Annotated in this window: 19 protein-coding genes; 15 read left to right on the top strand and 4 right to left on the bottom strand. The window is 59.3% G+C overall.

The genetic code is table 11. The features are described from left to right. Positions 1 to 157: 157 nt before the first annotated feature. The 6 genes from hemA to kdsA are packed head-to-tail and all read left to right on the top strand — an operon-like array spanning position 158 to position 5461. Positions 158 to 1414, top strand: a complete 1257-nt coding sequence (hemA, locus tag INF68_RS12030) for a glutamyl-tRNA reductase (protein WP_126786812.1) — start codon at positions 158 to 160, stop codon at positions 1412 to 1414. Positions 1415 to 1455: 41 nt separating this feature from the next. Then, on the top strand, positions 1456 to 2538 hold the full coding sequence (gene prfA, locus INF68_RS12025; protein ID WP_021240360.1) for a peptide chain release factor 1: 1083 nt from the start codon (positions 1456 to 1458) through the stop codon (positions 2536 to 2538). Beyond that, complete coding sequence (gene prmC / locus INF68_RS12020) at positions 2538 to 3368, top strand: peptide chain release factor N(5)-glutamine methyltransferase (RefSeq protein ID WP_126786813.1); 831 nt, start codon at positions 2538 to 2540, stop codon at positions 3366 to 3368. The genes prfA and prmC overlap by 1 nt, the downstream gene beginning before the upstream one ends. Then, positions 3365 to 3757, top strand: coding sequence for an invasion regulator SirB2 (sirB2, locus tag INF68_RS12015; protein WP_126786814.1), 393 nt, complete (start codon positions 3365 to 3367; stop codon positions 3755 to 3757). The genes prmC and sirB2 overlap by 4 nt, the downstream gene beginning before the upstream one ends. Before the next feature lie 3 nt (positions 3758 to 3760). Then, positions 3761 to 4570, top strand: a complete 810-nt coding sequence (sirB1, locus tag INF68_RS12010) for an invasion regulator SirB1 (protein WP_024907069.1) — start codon at positions 3761 to 3763, stop codon at positions 4568 to 4570. A 36-nt stretch (positions 4571 to 4606) separates the two neighbouring features. Beyond that, a complete protein-coding gene (gene kdsA, locus INF68_RS12005; protein WP_024907070.1) occupies positions 4607 to 5461 on the top strand; it encodes a 3-deoxy-8-phosphooctulonate synthase in 855 nt (284 codons plus the stop codon). Between the two features lie 93 nt (positions 5462 to 5554). Here the strand turns inward: kdsA and chaA are convergent, their stop codons facing one another. Beyond that, positions 5555 to 6655: a sodium-potassium/proton antiporter ChaA gene (chaA, locus tag INF68_RS12000; RefSeq protein ID WP_109845043.1), complete on the bottom strand. Its 1101-nt coding sequence runs from the start codon at positions 6653 to 6655 to the stop codon at positions 5555 to 5557. Between the two features lie 270 nt (positions 6656 to 6925). Here chaA and chaB point away from each other — a divergent pair, with 270 nt between their 5' ends. Together chaB and INF68_RS11990 are read left to right on the top strand one after the other, a co-directional pair. Beyond that, complete coding sequence (gene chaB, locus INF68_RS11995; RefSeq protein ID WP_045888013.1) at positions 6926 to 7156, top strand: putative cation transport regulator ChaB; 231 nt, start codon at positions 6926 to 6928, stop codon at positions 7154 to 7156. 177 nt (positions 7157 to 7333) lie between these two features. Next, positions 7334 to 8029: a gamma-glutamylcyclotransferase gene (locus INF68_RS11990; RefSeq protein WP_023312120.1), complete on the top strand. Its 696-nt coding sequence runs from the start codon at positions 7334 to 7336 to the stop codon at positions 8027 to 8029. A gap of 30 nt (positions 8030 to 8059) precedes the next feature. On the opposite strand, the gene INF68_RS11985 is transcribed toward INF68_RS11990, so the two are convergent. The 3 genes from INF68_RS11985 to INF68_RS11975 all read right to left on the bottom strand — a co-directional run bounded on the left by INF68_RS11985 (position 8060) and on the right by INF68_RS11975 (position 10756). Beyond that, positions 8060 to 8299, bottom strand: a complete 240-nt coding sequence (locus tag INF68_RS11985) for a DUF1883 domain-containing protein (RefSeq protein WP_010432930.1) — start codon at positions 8297 to 8299, stop codon at positions 8060 to 8062. A 212-nt stretch (positions 8300 to 8511) separates the two neighbouring features. Continuing rightward, positions 8512 to 10296: a methyl-accepting chemotaxis protein gene (locus INF68_RS11980; protein ID WP_126786815.1), complete on the bottom strand. Its 1785-nt coding sequence runs from the start codon at positions 10294 to 10296 to the stop codon at positions 8512 to 8514. A gap of 106 nt (positions 10297 to 10402) precedes the next feature. Beyond that, positions 10403 to 10756: a DsrE/DsrF/TusD sulfur relay family protein gene (locus INF68_RS11975; RefSeq protein WP_008499522.1), complete on the bottom strand. Its 354-nt coding sequence runs from the start codon at positions 10754 to 10756 to the stop codon at positions 10403 to 10405. A gap of 72 nt (positions 10757 to 10828) precedes the next feature. On the opposite strand from INF68_RS11975, the gene nasR reads away from it, so the two are divergent. From nasR to INF68_RS11940, 7 genes are all read left to right on the top strand, one after another. Continuing rightward, positions 10829 to 12013: a nitrate regulatory protein NasR gene (gene nasR / locus INF68_RS11970; protein ID WP_126786816.1), complete on the top strand. Its 1185-nt coding sequence runs from the start codon at positions 10829 to 10831 to the stop codon at positions 12011 to 12013. Positions 12014 to 12240: 227 nt separating this feature from the next. Beyond that, positions 12241 to 13488 (top strand): CmpA/NrtA family ABC transporter substrate-binding protein, encoded by a 1248-nt coding sequence (locus INF68_RS11965; RefSeq protein WP_109845040.1) that lies wholly within the window; start codon positions 12241 to 12243, stop codon positions 13486 to 13488. Between the two features lie 2 nt (positions 13489 to 13490). Continuing rightward, positions 13491 to 14369, top strand: coding sequence for a nitrate ABC transporter permease (gene ntrB, locus INF68_RS11960; protein WP_193525321.1), 879 nt, complete (start codon positions 13491 to 13493; stop codon positions 14367 to 14369). Between the two features lie 9 nt (positions 14370 to 14378). Continuing rightward, positions 14379 to 15167, top strand: coding sequence for an ABC transporter ATP-binding protein (locus INF68_RS11955; protein ID WP_021240347.1), 789 nt, complete (start codon positions 14379 to 14381; stop codon positions 15165 to 15167). Positions 15168 to 15180: 13 nt separating this feature from the next. Beyond that, positions 15181 to 19167: a nitrite reductase large subunit NirB gene (gene nirB / locus INF68_RS11950; RefSeq protein WP_126786818.1), complete on the top strand. Its 3987-nt coding sequence runs from the start codon at positions 15181 to 15183 to the stop codon at positions 19165 to 19167. Continuing rightward, positions 19164 to 21689 (top strand): nitrate reductase, encoded by a 2526-nt coding sequence (locus INF68_RS11945; protein WP_126786819.1) that lies wholly within the window; start codon positions 19164 to 19166, stop codon positions 21687 to 21689. Before nirB ends, INF68_RS11945 begins: the two co-directional genes overlap by 4 nt. Positions 21690 to 21736: 47 nt before the next feature. Further along, positions 21737 to 23143, top strand: coding sequence for a YchO/YchP family invasin (locus INF68_RS11940; RefSeq protein ID WP_126786820.1), 1407 nt, complete (start codon positions 21737 to 21739; stop codon positions 23141 to 23143). The last annotated feature ends 3 nt before the right edge of the window (positions 23144 to 23146 follow it).

Genomic DNA, 23146 nt, shown 5'->3' with positions numbered 1-23146 from the left:
TGCTAGCGTCGAAGGGGGCTACCGTCTACGTTCAAATTATCTCAAAGGGTTGTGTAACCTATTACTCCGAAAGGGGGCAGTCCCTTTTATTGATCTCGCGCATCCTGTATGATGCGTTCTGCTAACCTTATTAACGCTGGTACTACTCCCGCTCAACATGACCCTATTAGCACTCGGCATCAACCACAAAACGGCTCCGGTTTCGCTGCGAGAACGCGTGACGTTTTCGCCGGACACGCTTGACCTGGCGCTGGACAGCCTGCTTGCACAGCCTATGGTGCAGGGTGGCGTGGTGCTCTCGACGTGCAACCGTACCGAGCTGTATTTAAGCGTGGAAGAGCAGGACAACCTGCACGAAGTGCTGATCCGCTGGCTATGCGACTACCACAATCTCAATGAAGACGAGCTGCGCAACAGCCTGTACTGGCATCAGGACAACGATGCCGTCAGCCATCTGATGCGCGTCGCCAGCGGGCTGGATTCACTGGTGCTGGGCGAGCCGCAAATTCTGGGGCAGGTGAAAAAAGCGTTTGCGGATTCGCAAAAAGGGCATCTTAAGGCCAGCGAGCTGGAGCGCATGTTCCAGAAGTCGTTCTCCGTGGCGAAGCGTGTGCGAACCGAAACCGACATTGGTGCCAGTGCGGTTTCTGTTGCTTTCGCGGCCTGCACCCTTGCACGCCAAATCTTTGAATCCCTTTCTACCGTTACCGTGATGCTGGTGGGCGCGGGCGAAACCATCGAACTTGTGGCGCGCCATCTGCGCGAGCATAAAGTGAAAAAGATGATTATCGCAAACCGCACCCGCGAACGCGCGCAGGTGCTGGCGGATGAAGTGGGTGCAGAGGTGGTTGCCCTGAGCGACATCGATGAACGCCTGAAAGAGGCGGACATTATCATCAGCTCAACCGCCAGCCCGCTGCCGATTATCGGAAAAGGGATGGTGGAGCGTGCGCTGAAGTCCCGCCGTAATCAGCCGATGCTGCTGGTGGATATCGCCGTCCCGCGCGATGTTGAGCCGGAAGTGGGCAAGCTGCCTAACGCCTATCTCTACAGCGTGGATGACCTGCAAAGCATCATTTCGCACAACCTTGCCCAGCGTAAAGCGGCGGCGGTTCAGGCGGAAACCATCGTTGAGCAGGAAACCAGTGAGTTTATGGCCTGGCTGCGCGCGCAAAGCGCCAGCGAGACCATCCGCGAGTACCGCGGGCAGGCGGAGCAGGTGCGTGATGACCTGACTGCCAAAGCGTTAGCGGCCCTTGAACAGGGCGGCGACGCAAATGCAATTATGCAGGATCTGGCGTGGAAACTGACCAACCGCCTGATCCATGCACCAACCAAATCTCTTCAGCAGGCTGCCCGTGACGGGGATGATGAACGCCTGACTATTCTGCGCAACAGCCTCGGGCTGGAATAGCGCCCTATACCCATTTTCTAAGACAAGGTGCACTTACGCCTATGAAGCCTTCTATCGTCGCTAAACTGGAAGCTCTGCACGAGCGCCATGAAGAAGTACAGGCGCTGCTCGGGGATGCCGGTACCATTGCGGACCAGGAACGTTTTCGCGCGCTCTCGCGTGAATACGCGCAGTTAAGTGATGTTTCTAAATGCTTTACCGACTGGCGACAGGTTCAGGAAGATATCGAAACCGCGCAGATGATGCTCGACGATCCTGAAATGCGTGAGATGGCGCAGGAAGAGTTGCAGGATGCGAAAGCGCGTTCTGAAGAGATGGAGCAGCAGCTTCAGGTGCTTCTGCTGCCGAAAGATCCGGACGATGAGCGTAACGCGTTTGTGGAAGTGCGCGCCGGTACCGGCGGTGACGAAGCGGCGCTGTTTGCCGGGGATCTGTTCCGCATGTACAGCCGCTACGCCGAATCGCGTCGCTGGCGCGTGGAGATCATGAGCGCCAACGAAGGCGAACATGGTGGCTACAAAGAGGTTATCGCCAAGATCAGCGGCGACGGCGTGTACGGTCGTCTCAAGTTTGAATCCGGCGGTCACCGCGTGCAGCGCGTGCCGGCCACCGAATCTCAGGGCCGCATTCACACCTCCGCCTGTACGGTTGCGGTGATGCCGGAGCTGCCGGAAGCTGAACTGCCGGATATCAATCCGGCGGACCTGCGTATTGATACGTTCCGCTCCTCTGGCGCGGGCGGTCAGCACGTTAACACCACCGATTCCGCCATCCGTATTACCCACCTGCCGACCGGCATCGTCGTTGAATGTCAGGACGAACGTTCGCAGCACAAAAACAAAGCCAAAGCGTTGTCCGTGCTGGGCGCGCGTATCCACGCAGCCGAAATGGCGAAACGCCAGCAGGCGGAAGCGTCTACGCGCCGTAACCTGCTGGGCAGCGGCGATCGCAGCGACCGTAACCGCACCTATAACTTCCCGCAGGGGCGCGTAACCGACCACCGCATCAACCTTACGCTGTACCGTCTGGACGAGGTGATGGAAGGGAAGCTGGATATGCTGATCGAGCCTATCGTGCAGGAATACCAGGCCGACCAGCTGGCGGCGCTTTCCGAGCAGGAATAATGGATTTTCAGCGCTGGTTACGTGAGGCGGCCGGTGAGCTTTCAGAAAGCGAAAGCCCGAAACGCGACGCCGAAATTTTGCTTGAGCATGTGACGGGTAAAGCCCGCACGTATCTGCTGGCTTTTGGCGAAACCGAACTGACCGCGGAACAGGAAGCGCAGCTCACCGCGCTGCTTGCCCGCCGTAAAACCGGCGAGCCGGTGGCGCACCTTGTCGGCGAGCGTGAGTTCTGGTCGTTACCGCTGTACGTCTCGGCGGCGACGCTGATCCCGCGTCCGGACACCGAGTGTCTGGTGGAGCAGGCGCTGGCGCGTTTACCGGCGGCGGCCTGCAGCATTCTCGATCTCGGTACCGGGACAGGGGCTATCGCGCTGGCGCTCGCCACCGAGCGGCCCGACTGCGCGGTGACGGCGGTGGACGTAATGCCCGATGCGGTGGCGCTGGCGCAGCGTAACGTGGAACGTCTCGGGCTCAGCAACGTGACGGTTCTGCAAAGCAGCTGGTTTGCCGCGCTGGAGAATCTTTCATTTGAGATGGTTGTCAGCAATCCTCCCTACATCGACGAACATGACCCGCACCTTGCGCAGGGAGACGTGCGCTTCGAACCGCTGACGGCGCTCGTGGCCGCCAACGCGGGATTAGCCGATCTCGAACACATTGTGACAACGTCACGGAAACATTTGCTTTCCGGCGGCTGGCTGCTCGTGGAACATGGCTGGACGCAGGGAGAGGCCGTTCGGGCACTGTTTACGCAAGCTGGCTACGCCGCTGTCGAAACCTGCCGCGACTACGGCGGCAACGAACGCCTGACGCTGGGGCAGTGGCTATGAGCCTGTTTACCGTGCTCATTACTGTCCACCTGATTTCCGTTGCGCTGACCGTCAGCTTTTTCATCGTCCGTTACTGGTGGCGCTACAGCAACAATCCGCTGACGGATGCCCGCTGGGTGCGTATCGCGCCGCACTGCATCGACACGCTATTGCTCTTTTCCGGTGCCGGGCTCATGTGGAAGACCGGCTATCTGCCATTTACTGATAAAGGTGCATGGCTGACTGAAAAGCTGTTTGGCGTTATCATCTACATCGTTTTGGGTTTTATCGCGCTTGGGCGTCGTCGTCCGCGCAGCCAGCAGGTCGGGTTTATCGCCTTTCTGCTGGGTCTGGTGGTGCTGTACATCATCATTAAACTCGCCACCACAAGAATACCGTTACTGGGGTAAGTCATGAGGTCCTTAGCCGATTTCGAATTTAATAAAGTGCCGCTTTGCGATGGCATGATCCTGATTTCTGAGATGATTCGCGACGATTTTACGTCGCAGTTTGTCTACGATGAGCTGGAGAATCTGGTCAGCCTGGCGCGTGAAGAGATTAATCAGGCTCGCCCGCAAGACTGGCAATTAGAGAAGCTGCTGGAGCTTTTCTACGGCGAATGGGGTTTCTGCGACACGCGGGGCGTGTATCGCCTGTCTGACGCGTTATGGCTGGACCAGGTCTTAAAAAATCGTCAGGGCAGCGCCGTGGCGCTGGGTTCTATTTTGCTGTGGGTCGCGCACCGTCTGGATATTCCGCTAGTCCCGGTCATTTTCCCGACGCAGATGATCCTGCGCGCTGAGTGGCTGGACGGTGAAATGTGGCTCATTAATCCCTTCAACGGCGACACGCTGGATGAACATACGCTGGACGTGTGGCTGAAAGGCAACATCAGCCCGGTGGCTGAACTCTTCAACGAAGATCTCGACGAGGCGGATAACGCAGAAGTGATCCGCAAGCTGCTGGATACGCTGAAGTCTGCGTTAATGGAAGAGCGTCAGATGGAGCTGGCGTTGCGAGCCAGCGAAGTGCTGCTGCAGTTCAACCCGGAAGATCCATACGAAATTCGCGATCGCGGGTTGATCTATGCCCAGCTCGACTGTGAGCACGTGGCGCTAAACGATCTGAGCTATTTCGTTGAGCAGTGTCCGGAAGACCCCATTAGCGAAATGATTCGTGCGCAGATCAACGCGATCTCGCACAAACAAATTACACTGCATTAATCTTAATTCCGATTCACACCTGAATAAGGCGATCCTATGAAACAAAAAGTGGTTAGCATTGGTGATATCAAGGTAGCAAACGACCTGCCGTTCGTACTGTTTGGCGGCATGAACGTGCTGGAATCCCGCGATCTCGCTATGCGTATCTGCGAACACTACGTGACCGTGACCCAGAAGCTGGGCATCCCGTACGTGTTTAAGGCCTCTTTTGACAAAGCCAACCGCTCCTCCATCAACTCTTACCGTGGCCCGGGCCTGGAAGAGGGAATGAAAATTTTCCAGGAGCTGAAGCAGACCTTTGGCGTAAAAGTGATCACCGACGTGCATGAAGCCTCTCAGGCGCAGCCGGTGGCAGACGTGGTGGATGTGATTCAGCTTCCGGCATTCCTGGCTCGCCAGACCGACCTGGTTGCGGCGATGGCGAAAACCGGTGCCGTTATCAACGTGAAGAAACCACAGTTCGTCAGCCCTGGGCAGATGGGCAATATCGTCGATAAATTTATCGAAGGCGGCAACGATCAGGTCATCCTGTGTGACCGTGGCGCAAACTTCGGCTACGACAACCTGGTTGTCGACATGCTGGGCTTCAGCGTGATGAAAAATGTCTCCGGCCAGTCTCCGGTGATTTTCGACGTGACCCACGCCCTGCAGTGCCGCGACCCGTTCGGCGCCGCGTCCGGTGGCCGTCGTGCCCAGGTGACCGAGCTGGCGCGCGCCGGCATGGCAACCGGTCTGGCCGGCCTGTTCATTGAAGCGCACCCGGATCCGGATAACGCAAAATGCGACGGCCCATCCGCGCTGCCGCTGGACAAGCTGGAGCCGTTCCTTAAGCAGATCAAAGCGATTGACGATCTGGTGAAGAGCTTCGACGAGCTGGACACCAGCAACTAATAAAAAAACCCGCTTCGGCGGGTTTTTTTATGCTTTCTCCTTCTCCCTGGGGGAGAGGGTTGGGGTGAGGGCATCAGCCCGCACCGGATAAAATTATGCAAATATCGTCATCAGATACGCAATAAACAAGGCCATATGCGCCGCGCCGTTCAGCACGTTGGTGCGTCCGGTTGAGAACGAAATCTGGCACAGCAGCAACGAGGCGACCATCACAATCATCTCCGGCGCGCCCAGCGCAAACTGCAGGTCGTTACCGGTCATAAAGGCAATCAGCGTCACCACCGGTACGGTAAGTGAAATCGTCGCCAGTACGGAGCCGAAGAACAGGTTCATTGCGCGCTGCACCTGATTATTCAACACCGCTTTCAGCGCGCCCAGCCCTTCAGGGGACAGAATCAGCAGCGCCACCAGGAAGCCGGTAAACGCCACCGGCGCGTTCAGCTCGGTTAACAGCGTCTCAAGCGGGTTAGCGTTCATCTTGGTGACGGCAATCACCGCAATCAGATGCACGATCAGCCAAACCGTATGCCACGCGCTGCTGTGGGCCGACGGCTTGCCGTGATGCGGGTCATCATCGTCACCGTCGTCTTCATGCTCGTACACAAACAGACTCTGGTGCGTTTTGGTCTGAATCAACAGGAACACGCCGTACATGGCGGCGGAAATCAGTGCGACCAGCAGCGCCTGCCCAGTGGAAAAGTTTGCACCCGGCAGCGCCATCGGGAAGACCAGCACGATAATCGCCAGCGGGAAGAGGGCGATAAGATACTGTTTAATGCCGAACAGGTTCATATACTGGGTGGCAAATTTGCGCCCGCCCAGCAGCAGAGAGAAGCCCACCAGGCCGCCCGTTACAATCATAATGATCGAATAGAGCGTGTCGCGCATCAGCGTCGGCGCGGCATCGCCGGTCGCCATAAGGGCGGAAATCAGGCTGACTTCGAGAATAACAACGGAAAGACTGAGAATTAACGATCCGTACGGCTCGCCCAGACGGTGTGCAAGGACGTCCGCATGGCGAACAACGCTAAATGCGCTGGTTAAGATGCCGACCAGGGCAAGAATATTGATACCAACCACCACTGGCAGTGACTGACTGCTTCCCCAGAAGAGCAGCACAGCCAGTGCCAGAACCGGGAAAATGAGTGACGTCTCCTTGTGGCGGGTCTTTACCGCCTCGTGTGTTGCTGTCATGTGCTTCTCCATTAATGCAGGTGCTTGTAATTATAGATAGATTTTTGAGGTCATTAAATTAACAGATCTCTGTTAAATACCCTTTATTTTTTACTTAATTTTACCCTTTGTCATTATTTTCATTTCTGATGTCCATAATGCCGTGTTTTTGTTGAATAACCATTAAATATCAGTAAATTAAAAATATAATGTACTCATAAATTATTGTCGGGTGGCGCCTTGGTGCATCGTCGTCCACACTTACCTCTTTAACCAAAAGAGAGGTTAGTGATGCCCTATAAAGCGAAACGCGAATTACCAGATAACGTACAAAACGTGCTGCCTGCGCACGCGCAGGATATCTACAAAGAGGCGTTCAACAGCGCCTGGGAACAGTACAAAGATAAGGACGATCGCCGGGATGATGCCAGCCGTGAAGAGACGGCCCACAAAGTCGCCTGGGCCGCAGTAAAACATGAATATGAGAAAGGAGACGACGATAAATGGCATAAAAAGAAATAGCAGTGAAATGATTCGCTGCCTTCATTTTGACTTTTCAGGCGGTTGAACTTCCGTTGTATTGCAACTGGTCCGCTAATTGCTTATCGTTATTCGACTGCTGGCAAAATGACCAGCACAGAATGCCGGGAAAGCGAATTACAGATGTCGCAAGGAAGCATGCAGTGGCGGAGGTGGAAAGTGTTAACGCGTGATTTCTTAATGAAGGCAGATTGTAAGACGGCATTTGGTGCTATTGAGGAATCGCTTCTCTGGTCAGCTGAACAACGTGCGGCGTCACTCGCTGCCACGCTTGCCTGCCGCCCGGATGATGGCCCGGTATGGATTTTTGGCTACGGCTCCCTGATGTGGAACCCGGCTCTGGAATTTGTCGAATCGGCAACGGGAACGCTGCCTGGCTGGCATCGCGCATTTTGCCTGCGCCTGACGGCCGGACGCGGCAGCGCGTGCCAGCCCGGGCGCATGCTTGCACTGAAAGAGGGCGGGCGCACCACGGGCGTGGCGTATCGCCTGCCGGATGCCACGCTGGAAGAGGAGCTCACGCTTCTCTGGAAGCGCGAGATGATCACCGGCTGCTATATGCCGAGCTGGTGCAAGCTGGAACTGGACGACGGACGCACCGTCAACGCGCTGGTGTTTATTATGGATCCGCGCCATCCGCTGTATGAAGCGGATACCCGCACGCAGGTGATTGCCCCGTTGATTGCCGCCGCCAGCGGGCCGCTGGGCACCAACGCGCAGTATCTGTTCTCCCTCGATCAGGAGCTGACACGCCTCGGCATGAAGGACGATTGTCTGAATGAGCTGGTGGTGAAGGTGAAGGCGCTGCTGGAAGGGAACCCGCTCAACAGCACGCTGCGACAGGGTTTTGCCTGACAATACGCCCGGCTTGCCGGGCGTTTAAACTTATGCTGCCACGTAGCTGACGGAATGCTCCAGCGACTGGCTGTGGCTATCGATCAGCACATCCCACGTGCCGGTGTACGGCACGGTAAGCCAGGCCTTATCGTCCTGTACGGTGAGAATATCCGCCTGGGACTGTTTTTGTGCTTTCGAACTCATCAGATGAATACGACAGCGTTCTGAGCAACGCACCACTACCGTATCCCCGCCAAACAGTTTCAAACTTGTTTTTACCAGTGCCATTTTTTTACCCCGTAGTCTTAAACAACGCTCTCCCTGCTGCCATATCCGAGCGTGATGTTGTTCACAATTCACTCATGGCATAACACCAAAGGGGAGGGGGTGGGATGCTGATTTTGATCAAAAAATGGCATGACGATTAAACAAAAATGACAAAATTCCTCAAAATTTAGGCTGGCGCGCGTTTTACCCGCTAAACGCGCGCCGGAAGAAGATTAAATGCGGAAATGCCCGGCGGTTTCAGCAAGGTCGCCCGCCTGGCTCTGCAGGGCACCCGCGGCGGCGGCGGATTCCACCACCAGCTCGGCGTTCTGCTGAACCATTCTGTCGAGATGGGTCACCGCGTGGTTGATCTCATGAATCCCTTTCATCTGCTCGCTGGTGGCGATGGAGATTTCGCGCATGATGCCAGAGACGCTACCGATGCTGGAGCGGATCTCATCCATGCTTTCCCCCGCCAGATGTACGTAGCGGGAGCCTGTTGCCACGCTGTCGGTGGTGGAATCGATCAGGGATTTGATCTCTTTCGCCGCCTGAGCGCTACGGCTCGCCAGGTTACGCACTTCGCCTGCTACCACGGCAAACCCGCGCCCCTGCTCACCCGCACGCGCCGCCTCGACGGAGGCGTTCAGCGCCAGAATGTTGGTCTGGAAAGCAATGCCGTCAATCACGCTGGTGATATCGCCAATTTTTGCCGACGCGACTTCAATGGACTGCATGGTGCTGATCGCCTGCGATACCACCTCGCCGCCGCGCGCCGCGGCCGCTGAGGCCTTGCTCGCCTGGTCGTTGGCTTCTGCTGCCGATTCATTCGACTGCGTCACGGAGGCGGTGATCTGCTCCACTGCGCTGGCCGTCTCGCGCAGGCTGGATGCCGCCTGCTCGGTACGTCCGGAGAGATCCTGGTTACCTGCGGCAATCTCCTGCGCCGCGTTTTTCACCGATTCACTGGCGTCACGGAGCTGCACCATCACCACCGACAGTTTATCGCTGAAGGCGTTAAAGGCCTGGGCAATTTGCGCGACCTCATCCTCGCCGTTGTCAGGCAGGCGCTGGGACAGATCGTTAGTGCCGTTAGCAATGCTGTGCATCGCGTCGCGAATGTCGGACAAACGCTTGAGCAGGCGGGCAATCAGGAAATGCACAATGGCGGCGCTCAGCAGTGCAAGGATCACCAGCGAAATCCCCGAGGCTTTAAGCAGGGAACGCATGCCGGAGGTGGCGTCACCGCTGTCGAGCGCGACGACTAACAGCCAGTTTGTGCCCGGCACGGCTGTCGCCACGAAGGTTTTTTCAGCGTCGTTTAGCGTTCCGTCGACGGGGTTACCGCTTTTCAGCGCAGCAAAATCAATGCCCTTGATTGTCTCAGTAAACGGTTTCAGCGTGAGGGCAGGATCGTTAGCGGCAATCACGCTGCCGTCACTGTTCAGAAGTAACCCGCTGCTGGCCGGGGTTGGATGGATCCCGCGCACGTTAGCCACCACGCTGTCCATCGCCACATCGCCCGCCACGACCGCTTTTAGCGTGCCATTTTCTTTCACCGGCACCGCAAAGGTTACCACCAGCTTACCGGTCCCCGCATCAACGTAGGGCGCGGTGACAACCGGACCGTCCGTGCTGACCACCTGCTGATACCACGGGCGAATGGTCGGGTCATAGTCCGCCGGAACGCCCGCCGGTTCAGAGAATTTCGCCGTTTTGCTGGCGTAGCCAACATAGACGTTGGTGAATCCACCCGCCTGCGCAAGCTGTTTAAACACCGGAACCGGGTCGTCACTCAGCGCAACGGTCTGCGCGGAGGCGATCACCGTCATCTTGCTTTTTACCCAGTCGGCAATCGCCATGTTATGGCTGGCGCTGGTGCTGGTCAGGATATCGCGCTGGGACTGCTGGTTATCCTGGCGCGTGACCTGGAAGTTGATAACGGTGTTAAGGAGAAGGGCGACGACCAGACAGCCTGCCGTCGCCGCGATGATGCGTGCACGAATCGATCTGAACATAAGTGAAATACCTGCTGTGTTGTTTCCATGCCTATCGGCAACCCCGCAGGTAAACTTGATGCTGAAACCGCGTCCATAAGAAAATAATATTTTTACGGGTTTATTATTAAAAAGTTAATACTTTATCGGCGGACAGCGTCCACTCGGCCAGCTCAACCAGAGTACCAATCTCTACGCCATCAATCAGCGGCAGACCGGTAATGCCGCGGCCGTCGGTGCAGGTCTTGCACAGCTTCACCGGCACGTTTTGCGCGGTGAGGATCTCCAGCATCTGCTGAATGTTATAGCCCTCTGCCGGTTTTTGACCCTTCAGCCCCGCGGTGACCGCGTCCGACATTAAAAAGAGTCGTAACGCCAGGTCGCTCTCTTTTTCACGCAGCGCAATCGCCAGGCGCAGACTGTTGAAAAGGGATTCACTGCCGTAAGCCGCACCGTTGGCGACGATCACAATCTTTTGCATGTTGACTCCTGTTCTTATAAAGGCACGAATATTGCTTAGCTTTTCCAAGTTTCGCTGTTCTGGAGAGTAAGCATGACATTAATGGCTGGCATTTCGCCAGGCGCTGGCGAATGGCTCGAGCGCGCAAGGATGATGCGCCGGGAGCAGCTCAGCAAGCTGGCACAGCTTGGCGTGCTTGTGCACGGCATTAGCCAACTGGTGCATATGTTACAGTGCGAGCGTGGGGCGTCCAACGTCTGGCTCTGTTCACAGGGTAAACTCTACGCTCCTGAATGCAAAGCCAGCCGGGCGCTGGTGGATGAAAACCTCGCTGCACTTTATGACATTCTTGAAAAACAGTCGCCGATCCCGGGAAGTACGGTCTGTGAACGCATCGGCGGCGCGCTCCTGAGCCTTGATATGCTTCCCGCGCTGCGCGACGGTGTTATTCAGCAAACGGTAACGGCGCCGCAGGCGATGGAACACTACTCCCGCATGCTTCGCCATCTGCTCAGTATCGTACCGCAGCTCAATGACAGCATTGACGATCCGCAAATCGCCGGGCGTTTTGTTGCCCTTTATAGCCTGATGCAGGGGAAAGAGCTGGCGGGACAGGAACGGGCCCTGGGAGCGATTGGCTTCACGCAGGGCTTTTTCGATGATGTGACTCGCCAGAGGTTGGTTGACCGCATCGACGGGCAGCAGGCCTGCTTTGAAATTTTTCTCTCACACAGCTCCGCTGACGTCCAGACCACCTTTTCCCTGCACTGTCAGCCCGATCGTGAAACGGAGCAACTCCGGCGCGTGGCCTGCACCCGCCAGCCTGCCGCGGATGATGGCCTTACCGCTCTGGCCTGGTTTGCTCTGCAAACCGCGCGCCTTGAGCATCTGCGCACGCTGGAGGAGACGCTCATCGCCGATCTGATGACGGCGGTGGACGAGCGTATTTACCGTAACGATGAGTACGTACCTCCCGCCGATGAGCAGGACGATCCGCTGATACAGTATCCGGAAAAACCGTTGCTCACCCTGGTGCGCCAGCAGGCACGCGAGATAGAACAGCTCTCGCGCCAGCTTGCGTCGCTGCGCGATACGCTTGAAGAGCGCAAAGTCATTGATAAAGCGAAAAGCGTGCTGATGACCCACCAGAATATGAGTGAGGAACAGGCCTGGACGGCGCTGCGCAAAATGGCGATGGACAAGAACCAAAGGATGGTGGATATCGCCCGCGCGCTGCTGATGGTGAAGAATTTATGGCAGATAATACCAAAGGAGTAGCTGCACGGTCAGCGGGCATTTTATGCCTGATTAAGGTGCGTGCAGGCGAGGGGAATTCGGTTAGCGCCCCGGAAAAAGCGGGTTAAAACCTGGCATTCACTTTGCATTATCAGATTAACCATTTTTGACGATGCGCCAACGGCGGTGCATGCGTCTTCGGGATAAAGGCGTCCACTGGTGCTTCGGCATCGTGGGCGCTTTTTTTTGGTTTTTATTCAGGAGTGGTCATGGCGGATTTGTCGAGACGGCGTTTTTTGCAGGCCAGCATGCTGGCCAGTGGTGCAATGCTGTTACCGGGTATCATGCAGGCCGCATGGGCGGCTGGCTCGGATAAACCGGAGCAGGAAACGGTGCGCATCGGGTTTATCCCGCTGACCGACTGCGCCCCGGTGGTTATCGCAGCGCTGAAAGGCTTTGATAAAAAATACGGCATTACCATCGTGCCCACCAAAGAGGCGAGCTGGGCGGCGGTGCGCGACAAGCTGGTGGCGGGCGAGCTTGATGCCGCGCACATTCTCTACGGCCTGCTGTACGGCCTGGAGCTGGGTATTGCCGGCAAGCCGCAGCAGATGGCAAACCTGATGACGCTTAATCAGAACGGCCAGGCGATTACGCTTTCCAGCGATCTGGCGGAGAAGGGCGTTCGAGACCTTGACGGGCTGAAAAAGCTGATTGGTCAGCAGGCGCCCGGCATCTACACCTTCGCGCACACCTTCCCGACCGGGACGCACGCCATGTGGCTGTACTACTGGCTGGCCAGCGCGGGCATTAACCCCTTTGACGACGTGCGCACGGTAGTGGTGCCGCCGCCGCAGATGGTGATGAACATGCGCATTGGCAACATGGTCGGCTTTTGCGTCGGCGAGCCGTGGAACGCACGTGCCATCAACGACCGCATCGGTTTTACCGCCGCCACGTCGCAGTCCATCTGGGCCGATCATCCGGAAAAAATCCTCGGCACGCGTCGCGACTGGGTGGAGAAAAACCCGCACACCGCGCGGGCGCTGGTGAGCGCGGTACTGGAGGCGGCGCGCTGGATCGAAGCCTCCCCGGAAAACAAACGCGAGACCGCGCAGATCCTCTCCCGCCGGGCGTGGCTCAACTGCAAGGAACAGTATCTCACCGGACGCATGCTCGGCGAGTACGACAACGGCCTGGGCCAGCGCTGGCAGGACGCGCACCCGATCCGCTTCTTCAACGAGGGGGCCGTCAGCTACCCATATCTCTCAGACGGCATGTGGTTCTTAACCCAGTTCCGCCGCTGGGGCTTGCTCAAATCCGCGCCGGACTACGCGGGTATTGCACAGCGCATTAACCAGACCGCGGTCTGGCAGGATGCCGCCACGGCGGTGGGGGGCATCAGCACACCGACTTCACCATTACGCAGCAGCACATTGATGGACGGCACCGTCTGGAACGGTACCGATCCGGAAGGATACGCCAGCCGTTTCGCTATTCACCGTAAAGGGGCCTGATTATGCAGCATCTGCAAAAGACGAATTCACACGAGACGCCGGAGAGTGGAGAGGTGATTCTCCTGCCTCCGGTGCAGGTTCGCTGCCGTACGCCGAAGTTTGCGCGTCGGATTAATGCGATCCTTCAGCGCATCATCCCGGCGTTTCTCGGTCTGGGACTGCTGGTGGTGCTCTGGCAGCTGGCGGCGATTAACAGCAAAGGTTTCCCGACGCCGCTCAGCACGCTCGATTCCGCCATCACCCTGTTTGCCGATCCGTTTTATCGCGACGGGCCAAACGACATGGGCATCGGCTGGAACGTGCTCGCCTCATTACAGCGCGTGGCGGTGGGGTTTGGCCTGGCCGCGCTCGCCGGGATCCCGCTCGGCTTCCTGATTGGTCGCTTCACCTTTTTCTCTCGCATGTTCGGCCCGCTGATCGCGCTGTTACGCCCGGTTAGCCCGCTGGCCTGGCTGCCCATCGGCCTGCTGCTGTTTCAGAAAGCGGAGCCCGCGTCGAGCTGGACCATTTTTATCTGCTCCATCTGGCCGATGGTGATCAACACCGCCGAAGGCGTGCGCCGCATTCCGCAGGACTACCTCAACGTCGCCCGGGTGCTGCAGCTTTCCGAGTGGACCATCATGCGCCGCATTCTCTTCCCGGCGGTGCTGCCCGCGGTGCTGACCGGGGTGCGTCTGTCCATCGGCATCGCCTGGCTGGTGATCGTCGCCGCCGAGATGCTCACCGGCGGTTTAGGGATCGGCTTCTGGATCTGGAACGAGTGGAACAACCTCAACGTCGAAAACATTCTCATCGCCATCGTCATCATTGGCGTGGTCGGGTTGCTGCTGGAGCAGGGGCTGATGCTGATCGCCCGTCGCTTTAGCTGGCAGGAAAAATAAGGAGCGAACATGAAACCATTAATCCAGGTCCAGGCCGTGAGCCAGCGTTTTTCCACCGCCAGCGGCGAATTTCTGGCGCTGCAGAACGTCTCCTTTGATATCCATGAGGGCGAAACCGTCAGCCTGATTGGGCACTCCGGCTGCGGTAAATCGACGCTGCTTAACCTTATCGCTGGGATCACGTTGCCGACGGAGGGCGGGCTGATTTGCGACAACCGCGAAATTGCCGGGCCGGGTCCGGAGCGCGCGGTGGTATTCCAGAACCATTCGCTGCTGCCGTGGCTCACCTGCTTCGACAACGTGGCCCTGGCGGTCGATCACGTGTTTCGCCACAGCATGAGCAAGGCGGAGCGCCGGGAGTGGATTGAGCACAACCTCGACCGCGTGCAGATGGGGCACGCCCTGCACAAGCGCCCGGGGGAGATCTCCGGCGGCATGAAGCAGCGCGTCGGGATTGCCCGCGCGCTGGCGATGAAGCCGAAAGTCCTGCTGATGGATGAACCCTTCGGCGCGCTGGATGCGCTGACGCGCGCCCATCTTCAGGACTCGGTGATGCAGATCCAGCAGGCGCTGAACACCACCATTGTGCTGATTACCCACGACGTGGACGAGGCGGTGCTGCTCTCCGATCGCGTGCTGATGATGACCAACGGCCCGGCGGCGACCGTCGGGGAGATCCTGCACGTTGACCTGCCGCGCCCGCGTAACCGGGTGCAGCTGGCTGACGACAGCCGCTATCACCACATGCGCCAGCAGATCCTGCATTTCCTCTATGAAAAGCAGCCGAAAGCGGCGTAGCGAGGGGGCTTTGATGCGACTGGTCATTATCGGAAATGGCATGGCGGCCACGCGGCTGATTGCCTCGCTCACCGGGCGTGCTGCCGATCGTTTCGCAATTACCGTCATCGGTGACGAGCCGGAGCATGCCTATAACCGCATCCAGCTTTCGCCGGTGCTGGGCGGTGAAAAAACGGCGGTGGGCATCAGTCTTCAGAATGACGACTGGTACCAGGAACGGGGCGTGACGGTGCTGCGGGGCGAAAAGGCGCTCGCCGTGAACGTGGACGCGCGGGAAGTGCAAACCACCGCCCGCACGCTGGGCTGGGATGCGCTGGTGTTTGCCACCGGATCAACGCCCTTTGTTCCGCCAATTCGCGGCTGCGATGCGCCGCATGTGTTCACGTTCCGTACCCTGGCAGATACCCGGGCCATTCAGGCGATCGCCGGTCCGGCGGTGGTGCTGGGCGGCGGCGTGCTCGGGGTTGAGGCGGCGGCTGCGCTGGCGCGTTCAGGTGACGAGGTCACGCTTGTTCATCGCGGTCCGTGGCTGATGGAGCAGCAGCTGGATCGGCAGGCGGGAATGCTGCTGGAAGAGGCGCTGGCGGCGCGGGGCGTGCGCTGTGAGCTCGTCTCTGGCATCGCAGCGGTGAACGGAGATAGCGTGACGCTGCTGAACGGACGCAGAATCGCCGCCGCGCGCGTGGTGCTAGCGACCGGCGTGCAGCCCAGCGTCACGCTGGCGCAGGCCAGCGGCATTCGCTGCGCGCGCGGCATCGTGGTGGATCGCCAGATGCAAACCTCCGAGCCGGACGTCTACGCCATTGGCGAATGCTGCGAAATTGACGGCCAGACGTTTGGCCTGGTCGCCCCCTGTCTGGCGCAGGCGGATATCCTTGCCGCCCGGCTGGCCGGAGACGTCACCGCGCCGTTTACCCTGACCGACAGCGGGATGCGCCTCAAGGTGACCGGCGTGGAGCTGTTCAGTCTCGGTCGCGCGGCAGAGCAGGAGGGCGACGTGGTCTGGAGCGCATGGGATCCGCTGACCCGTCACTATCGCCGTTTACTGATCAATCAAGGGGCGCTGGCTGGCGTACTGCTGATGGGCGACTGCCGCAGCACGGCAACATTTACCGATTTACTGGCAACGGCTGCGCCCGCCCACGCGGACTGGCTGTTCGATCGTTTCACTACGCAACCGCAGGTTGCAGGACACAATGCTATGACAAAACCTACTCTTGTGGTGGTTGGGCACGGTATGGTCGGCCATCATTTTCTCGAAGACTGCGTTAACCGCAATCTGCATCAGCAGTATCAGATCGTTGTCTTTGGCGAGGAGCGCTATGCCGCCTACGACCGCGTGCATCTGTCGGAATATTTTGGCGGCCGCAGCGCGGCGTCGCTTTCGCTGGTGGAGGGGGATTTCTTTGTCGACAACGGCATTGAGCTGCGCCTGTCGCAGCAGGTCGTCGCTATCGATCGCGACGCGCGCGTGGTGCGCACCGCCAGCGGGCACGAAACCCACTGGGACAAGCTGGTGCTGGCGACCGGCTCATACCCGTTCGTGCCGCCTGTGCCGGGCAACGATTTGCCGGGCTGTTTTGTCTACCGCACCCTTGACGACCTGGACAACATTGCTGCACATGCGGCGGGCTCGCGCCGCGGCGTGGTGATTGGCGGCGGCCTGCTCGGGCTGGAGGCGGCGAATGCCCTGAAGCAGCTCGGGCTGGAAACCCACGTGGTTGAGTTTGCGCCCAACCTGATGGCGGTCCAGCTCGACAACGACGGCGCGGCGATGCTGCGCAAAAAAATCGAGGCGCTGGGCGTCGGCGTTCACACCAGTAAAGCCACGACGGAGATCGCCAACGCGGACGGCGGGCTGGTGCTGCGCTTTGCCGATGGCGAACAGCTTGAAACGGACATGGTGGTCTTTTCGGCGGGCATTCGTCCCCAGGACGCGCTGGCGCGCAGCAGCGGGCTGGCTATCGGCGAGCGCGGCGGGATCTGCATTGACGACGGTTGCCAGACCTCCGATCCGGACGTGCTGGCCATTGGTGAATGCGCCCTGTGGGAAGGGAAAATCTTCGGTCTGGTCGCGCCCGGCTACCAGATGGCGCGGGTGGCCGCCGCCGCGCTGGCGGGAGAGGAGAACATCTTCGCCGGCGCGGATATGAGCACCAAACTCAAGCTGCTGGGCGTGGACGTGGCCTCTTTCGGCGACGCTCACGGACGCACGCCGGGGGCGCTGAGCTATCAGTGGACGCACGGTCCGCAGCAAATCTACAAGAAAATCGTGGTCAGCCACGACGGCAAAACGCTGCTCGGCGGCGTGCTGGTGGGCGATGCCAGCGAATACGCCACGCTGGTGCAGATGATGCTTAACGGGATAGCCCTGCCAAAAGAGCCGGAAACGCTAATATTACCCGCGTCGTCAGGCAGCGCGCCGAAAGCGCTCGGCGTGGCGGCGCTGCCGGAAAGCGCGCAAATCTGTTCGTGTCATAACGTCAGCAAAGGCGATATCTGCCGGGCGGTGAGCGCGGGCGCGGCGGATATCGGCGCCGTTAAGCAGTGCACCAAAGCGGCGACCGGCTGCGGGGGATGTAGCGCGCTGGTGAAGCAGGTGATGGAGTTCCAGCTGGCTGAGCAGGGCGTGGAGGTGAAAAAGGACATCTGCGAGCACTTCCCGTACTCGCGCCAGGAGATTTACCACCTCGTGCGCGTCAACCATATCCGCACCTTTGACCAGCTTATAAGCCGCTACGGACAGGGACACGGATGCGAAATTTGTAAGCCGCTGGTGGGGTCAGTGCTTGCCTCCTGCTGGAACGAGTATCTGCTGAAACCGGCGCACCTGCCGCTGCAGGATACCAACGACCGCTACTTCGCCAACATCCAGAAGGACGGCACCTACTCCATCGTGCCGCGCATGCCCGCAGGGGAAGTGACCGCCGACGGGCTGATCGCCATCGGCCAGATTGCGAAGCGCTACAGCCTGTACAGCAAAATTACCGGCGGACAGCGAATCGACCTTTTCGGCGCCACTCTGGAACAGCTGCCTGAGATCTGGCAGGCGCTGGTCGAGGCCGGGTTTGAAACCGGGCACGCCTACGGGAAATCCCTGCGCACGGTGAAATCCTGCGTCGGTTCAACCTGGTGCCGCTACGGGGTGCAGGACTCCACCGGCCTCGCGGTCAGGCTTGAGCACCGCTACAAGGGGCTGCGCGCGCCGCACAAAATCAAAATGGCGGTCTCCGGCTGCACCCGCGAGTGCGCGGAGGCGCAGAGCAAAGACGTGGGGGTGATTGCCACCGATAAAGGCTGGAACCTCTATCTGTGCGGCAACGGCGGGATGAAGCCGCGCCATGCGGATCTCTTCGCCAGCGATCTGGACGACGAAACGCTGATCCGCACCGTCGACCGTTTCCTGATGTTTTACATCCGCACGGCGGATCGCCTGCAGCGCACCAGCACCTGGATGGACAACCTGGAAGGCGGCCTCGACTATCTGCGCGAGGTGATCCTCAACGACAGCCTCGGCATCGCCCACGAGCTGGAGCAGGAGATGGCCCGGGTGGTGGAAACCTACCAGTGCGAATGGCAAACCACGCTCAGCGATCCCAACCGCCTGGCGCTGTTCCGCACGACGGTGAACGACACCACGCCGGATGAAAGCAAGCGCTGGCAGGAAATCTGCGGCATCGACGATATCCCCGAGCAGGCGGGCATCGGCGCGCGGCTTGGACGTAAGCCGATTGCGCTGTTCCGCTTTGGCAAAACCGTTTACGCCCTCGACGATCGGGAGCCGGGCGGCGAGGCGAACGTGCTTTCACGCGGCATTCTTGGCGATGCGGCGGGCGAGCCGGTGGTGATTTCACCGCTCTACAAGCAGCGCATTCGCCTGCGCGACGGCTGTCAGGCAGAGAACGGCGAACCCGCGGTGCGCGCCTGGCCGGTGAAAATTGAAAACGGCAAGGTATGGGTTGGCAGCGACGCCCAGGTAATGCGTGCGGAGGCTTCATGACGGAAACCCGGACAACGTGCCCCTACTGCGGGGTCGGCTGCGGCGTAGTTGCCAGCGTGGAAGGTGAAGCGGTCAGCGTTCGGGGAGATGAAACCCATCCTGCGAACCTGGGTCGCCTGTGCGTGAAAGGATCGGCCCTGGGCGAAACGACGGGCTTACAGGGGCGGCTTTTGCGCCCGGTCGTTGACGGACTTGAGGTGGACTGGGCGCAGGCGCTGAACGCGGCAGGGGAGCGTCTGCGGGAGATTATCGACACATGGGGGCCGCAGGCGGTGGCGTTTTACGCCTCCGGACAATTGCTTACCGAGGACTACTACGCCGCCAACAAGCTGATGAAAGGGTTTATCGGTGCGGCAAACATCGATACCAACTCCCGGCTTTGCATGTCCTCGGCGGTGGTGGGCTACAAGCGCGCCTTTGGCGAAGACGTGGTGCCGTGCAGCTACGAGGACGTCGAAAACAGCGATCTGGTGGTGCTGGGGGGTTCAAACGCGGCCTGGACGCATCCTGTGCTCTATCAGCGGCTGGTGCAGGCGAAGCGCAACAACCCTCAGATGAAGGTGGTGGTAATCGATCCGCGCAGAACCGCCACCTGTGATATTGCTGACCTGCATCTGGCGCTCGCCCCCGGCAGCGACGCCGGGCTGTTTGTCGGTCTGCTTAATGTGATTCAGGGAACGGATGAGTGGCCCGTTGAGCGCGTGGCGGCGTTTTGCGGCCTCTCGCCGCAGGATATTGGCACCTTTTACGACTGGTTTATCACCGCGCCTCGCGCAATTACGCTCTACACCATGGGTATCAACCAGTCCGCCAGCGGCAGCGACAAGTGTAACGCTATCATTAACGTTCATCTTGCCAGCGGGAAGTTCAACCGTCCGGGCTGCGGCCCGTTTTCGCTGACCGGACAGCCAAACGCGATGGGCGGAAGGGAGGTGGGCGGACTGGCGAACCAACTGGCGGCACACATGAACTTTGAGCCGGACGATCTTTCGCGGGTGGCGCGTTTCTGGGGAACGGAACGGCTGGCGCAGACGCCGGGGCTGATGGCGGTGGAGCTGTTTGACGCCATTGCCCGCGGTGAGGTGAAGGCGGTGTGGATTATGGGCACCAACCCCGCCGTGTCGCTGCCGGACAGCCACGCGGTGTGTCAGGCGCTGGCGGGCTGCCCGCTGGTGATGGTCTCTGAGGTGATGAACGATACCGACACCAGCCGGTTCGCCCATATCCGTTTTCCGGCTTTGGGCTGGGGAGAAAAGGACGGGACGGTGACCAATTCCGAGCGGCGCATTTCACGCCAGCGCGCGTTTCTGCCCGCGCCGGGCGAAGCGAAGCCGGACTGGTGGATCGTCGCGCAGATGGCGAAACGACTGGGCTACGGCGAGGCCTTTGCCTGGCAACATCCGCACGAGATTTTTTGCGAACATGCGGCGCTGACGGCCTTTGAAAATGACGGCGCGCGGGCATTGAATCTTCATGAACTGGCTGCGCTAACCCGTGAGGAGTGGGATCAGCTTGAGCCTTATCAGTGGCCGACGGGGAATTTTCCGCGCCGAAACATCGTTCCCGTTAACCCTTTGTCGCACGGTGCGACGGTCAGCGCGTTGTACCCGCTGATTCTCAACTCCGGACGCATCCGCGATCAGTGGCATACCATGACCCGAACGGGATACGTGGCCAGACTCATGCAGCATATCGCCGAACCGTTTGTTGAGGTTTGCCCCGCAGACGCGGTTCGGTTTTCCCTGTGCGACGGCCAGTTGGCGCGCATCAGCTCGCCGCGCGGCGTGATGGTCGTCAGAGTACGAATCAATGACGGGATACGGGAAGGCGAGGCGTTTGCCCCGATGCACTGGAATGCTGAGTTTTCCCGCCAGGGAAAGGTGAATGCGCTGGTGGAAGGGCGCTGCGATCCGGTTTCTGGCCAGCCGGAGAGTAAACAAACCGCGGTCAGAATTCTGCCGTGGCAGCCCGCCTGGCAGGGGGAACTCTATGCCCGGGAATGGCCGGAAATGCCCTCTTCGGCTTACTGGTGGCGTAAAGCCTCACGCCTGACGGTGGCGGGCGATCAACCTTTGCTGTCGTGGGTAATGGATTACGCCGGCGTCCGGGGCTGGCAGCTGCAGGTTGCGCAAACCGGCGAACGCAGCAGCGTGCTGGCCTGGCATGAAGGCCAGTTGATGCTGGGCTTCTGGGAGGGCACCGCGTTACCGGCGCTGGCGCATACGGTGATTGAAGCCGCTTTTCAATCCCCACCCGTGCTGGCCTCAGAACGTCACGCCTTGCTGAACGGACAGAGCGTCGGGAAGGAAGCGGATCCGGGACGCATCATCTGCAGCTGTTTCAGCGTCGGGGAGAATACGATACGGGAGGCGATCGTTGGCGGGTGTGATTCCGTAACCGCGCTGGGGGCGAAGCTGCGCTGTGGTACGAACTGTGGCTCCTGCGTGCCGGAGCTGAAAGGGCTGTTTCAGGATAATCCTGAAATGTCCGCCAGGACTGCATTTCAGGGCTTATCGCGTTAACATAATAAGAGTTTATTCATAAACACAGGTTCTTATTGACGACGTTGATGGCTGTATCGTCCCGCATTCGTTTGCTGTTTTTACTCCCCCTTCTTACGGTCGGAGCCGTTCACGGTGCGCCGAATTCCTTTATGCATCAGGCGCAAAATCCCTTTGATAATGACGGGGATAATCTGCCCGACCTCGGTATGGCCGCCCCAACCGGGGAGGGGGAAAAACACCTGGCCGAAATGGCGAAAGCCTTCGGTGAAGCCAGCATGACCGACAACGGCCTGACAACGGGCGAGCAGGCGCGTCAGTTTGCGTTTGGTCAGGTGCGTGACGCGGTGAGCGGCGAAGTGAACCAGCAGATTGAGTCCTGGCTTTCGCCCTGGGGGAACGCCAGCGTGAACCTACTGGTGGATAACGATGGCAAATTTAACGGCAGCAGCGGGAGCTGGTTTATCCCCTGGAACGATAACAACCGTTATCTGAGCTGGAGCCAGCTTGGCCTGACCCAGCAGACGGATGGCCTGGTCAGTAATGCAGGAATCGGTCAGCGCTGGATCGCCGGGAAATGGCTGCTGGGTTACAACACCTTTTACGATAACCTCCTGGATGACAACCTGCAGCGTGCCGGGCTGGGCGCGGAAGCGTGGGGGGAAAATCTGCGCCTGTCAGCCAACTATTATCAGCCCTTTGCCGGCTGGCGCGATCGCTCCGACGTCCAGGAGCAGCGTATGGCGCGCGGATATGACGTCACCGCTAAAGCCTGGCTGCCGTGGTTCCATCATCTCAATACCAGCGTGAGCTTCGAGCAATACTTTGGCGATAACGTCGACCTCTTCAACAGCGGAACGGGCTATCACAATCCGGTGGCGGTGAATCTGGGGCTTAACTATACCCCCGTACCGCTGGTCACCCTTACCGCCGCGCACAAGCAGGGCGAAAGTGGCGAGAGCCAGAATAACCTCGGGTTGAAGCTCAACTATCGCTTTGGCGTGCCGCTGGTGAAGCAGCTTTCCGCCGGTGAAGTCGCCGCCACGCGTTCCCTGCGCGGAAGCCGCTACGACTCGCCGGAGCGCAATAGCCTGCCGGTGATGGAGTTCCGCCAGCGTAAAACGCTGTCCGTCTGGCTGGCGACGCCGCCGTGGGATCTGAAAGGGGGCGAGACCGTTATGCTGAAGCTTCAGGTTCGCAGCGCGAACGGCATTCGTCAGATCCACTGGCAGGGAGATACGCGGGCGCTGAGCCTGACGTCGCCGGCCAAAAGCAACAGCAGCGACGGCTGGAGTGTGATTATACCTGCCTGGAATGACGATGAAGGGGCAACAAACCGCTGGCACCTGTCGGCGGTGGTGGAAGATGAGAAAGGCCAGCGCGTCTCGTCCAATGAGATCGTGCTGACCGTCGTGCAGCCGCTGGTCGCATTGCCCGACAACGACCCGCGCTGGAAGCTTCTGCCGGAGGAGTAATCC

The organism is Enterobacter cloacae complex sp. P16RS2, from assembly GCF_014982155.1.
In the GTDB taxonomy this organism is placed as follows: Bacteria; Pseudomonadota; Gammaproteobacteria; order Enterobacterales; family Enterobacteriaceae; genus Enterobacter; species Enterobacter cloacae_M.
This window is presented reverse-complemented; position numbering and strand designations above follow the sequence as displayed.

What these genes read in the sequence shown, in the direction of transcription:
- hemA (WP_126786812.1), top strand. Translation starts at nt 158, where the DNA reads ATGACCCTATTAGCACTCGGCATCAACCACAAAACGGCTCCGGTTTCG.
- prfA (WP_021240360.1), top strand. Translation starts at nt 1,456, where the DNA reads ATGAAGCCTTCTATCGTCGCTAAACTGGAAGCTCTGCACGAGCGCCAT.
- prmC (WP_126786813.1), top strand. Translation starts at nt 2,538, where the DNA reads ATGGATTTTCAGCGCTGGTTACGTGAGGCGGCCGGTGAGCTTTCAGAA.
- sirB2 (WP_126786814.1), top strand. Translation starts at nt 3,365, where the DNA reads ATGAGCCTGTTTACCGTGCTCATTACTGTCCACCTGATTTCCGTTGCG.
- sirB1 (WP_024907069.1), top strand. Translation starts at nt 3,761, where the DNA reads ATGAGGTCCTTAGCCGATTTCGAATTTAATAAAGTGCCGCTTTGCGAT.
- kdsA (WP_024907070.1), top strand. Translation starts at nt 4,607, where the DNA reads ATGAAACAAAAAGTGGTTAGCATTGGTGATATCAAGGTAGCAAACGAC.
- chaA (WP_109845043.1), bottom strand. Translation starts at nt 6,655, where the DNA reads ATGACAGCAACACACGAGGCGGTAAAGACCCGCCACAAGGAGACGTCA.
- chaB (WP_045888013.1), top strand. Translation starts at nt 6,926, where the DNA reads ATGCCCTATAAAGCGAAACGCGAATTACCAGATAACGTACAAAACGTG.
- INF68_RS11985 (WP_010432930.1), bottom strand. Translation starts at nt 8,299, where the DNA reads ATGGCACTGGTAAAAACAAGTTTGAAACTGTTTGGCGGGGATACGGTA.
- INF68_RS11980 (WP_126786815.1), bottom strand. Translation starts at nt 10,296, where the DNA reads ATGTTCAGATCGATTCGTGCACGCATCATCGCGGCGACGGCAGGCTGT.
- INF68_RS11975 (WP_008499522.1), bottom strand. Translation starts at nt 10,756, where the DNA reads ATGCAAAAGATTGTGATCGTCGCCAACGGTGCGGCTTACGGCAGTGAA.
- nasR (WP_126786816.1), top strand. Translation starts at nt 10,829, where the DNA reads ATGACATTAATGGCTGGCATTTCGCCAGGCGCTGGCGAATGGCTCGAG.
- INF68_RS11965 (WP_109845040.1), top strand. Translation starts at nt 12,241, where the DNA reads ATGGCGGATTTGTCGAGACGGCGTTTTTTGCAGGCCAGCATGCTGGCC.
- ntrB (WP_193525321.1), top strand. Translation starts at nt 13,491, where the DNA reads ATGCAGCATCTGCAAAAGACGAATTCACACGAGACGCCGGAGAGTGGA.
- INF68_RS11955 (WP_021240347.1), top strand. Translation starts at nt 14,379, where the DNA reads ATGAAACCATTAATCCAGGTCCAGGCCGTGAGCCAGCGTTTTTCCACC.
- nirB (WP_126786818.1), top strand. Translation starts at nt 15,181, where the DNA reads ATGCGACTGGTCATTATCGGAAATGGCATGGCGGCCACGCGGCTGATT.
- INF68_RS11945 (WP_126786819.1), top strand. Translation starts at nt 19,164, where the DNA reads ATGACGGAAACCCGGACAACGTGCCCCTACTGCGGGGTCGGCTGCGGC.
- INF68_RS11940 (WP_126786820.1), top strand. Translation starts at nt 21,737, where the DNA reads ATGGCTGTATCGTCCCGCATTCGTTTGCTGTTTTTACTCCCCCTTCTT.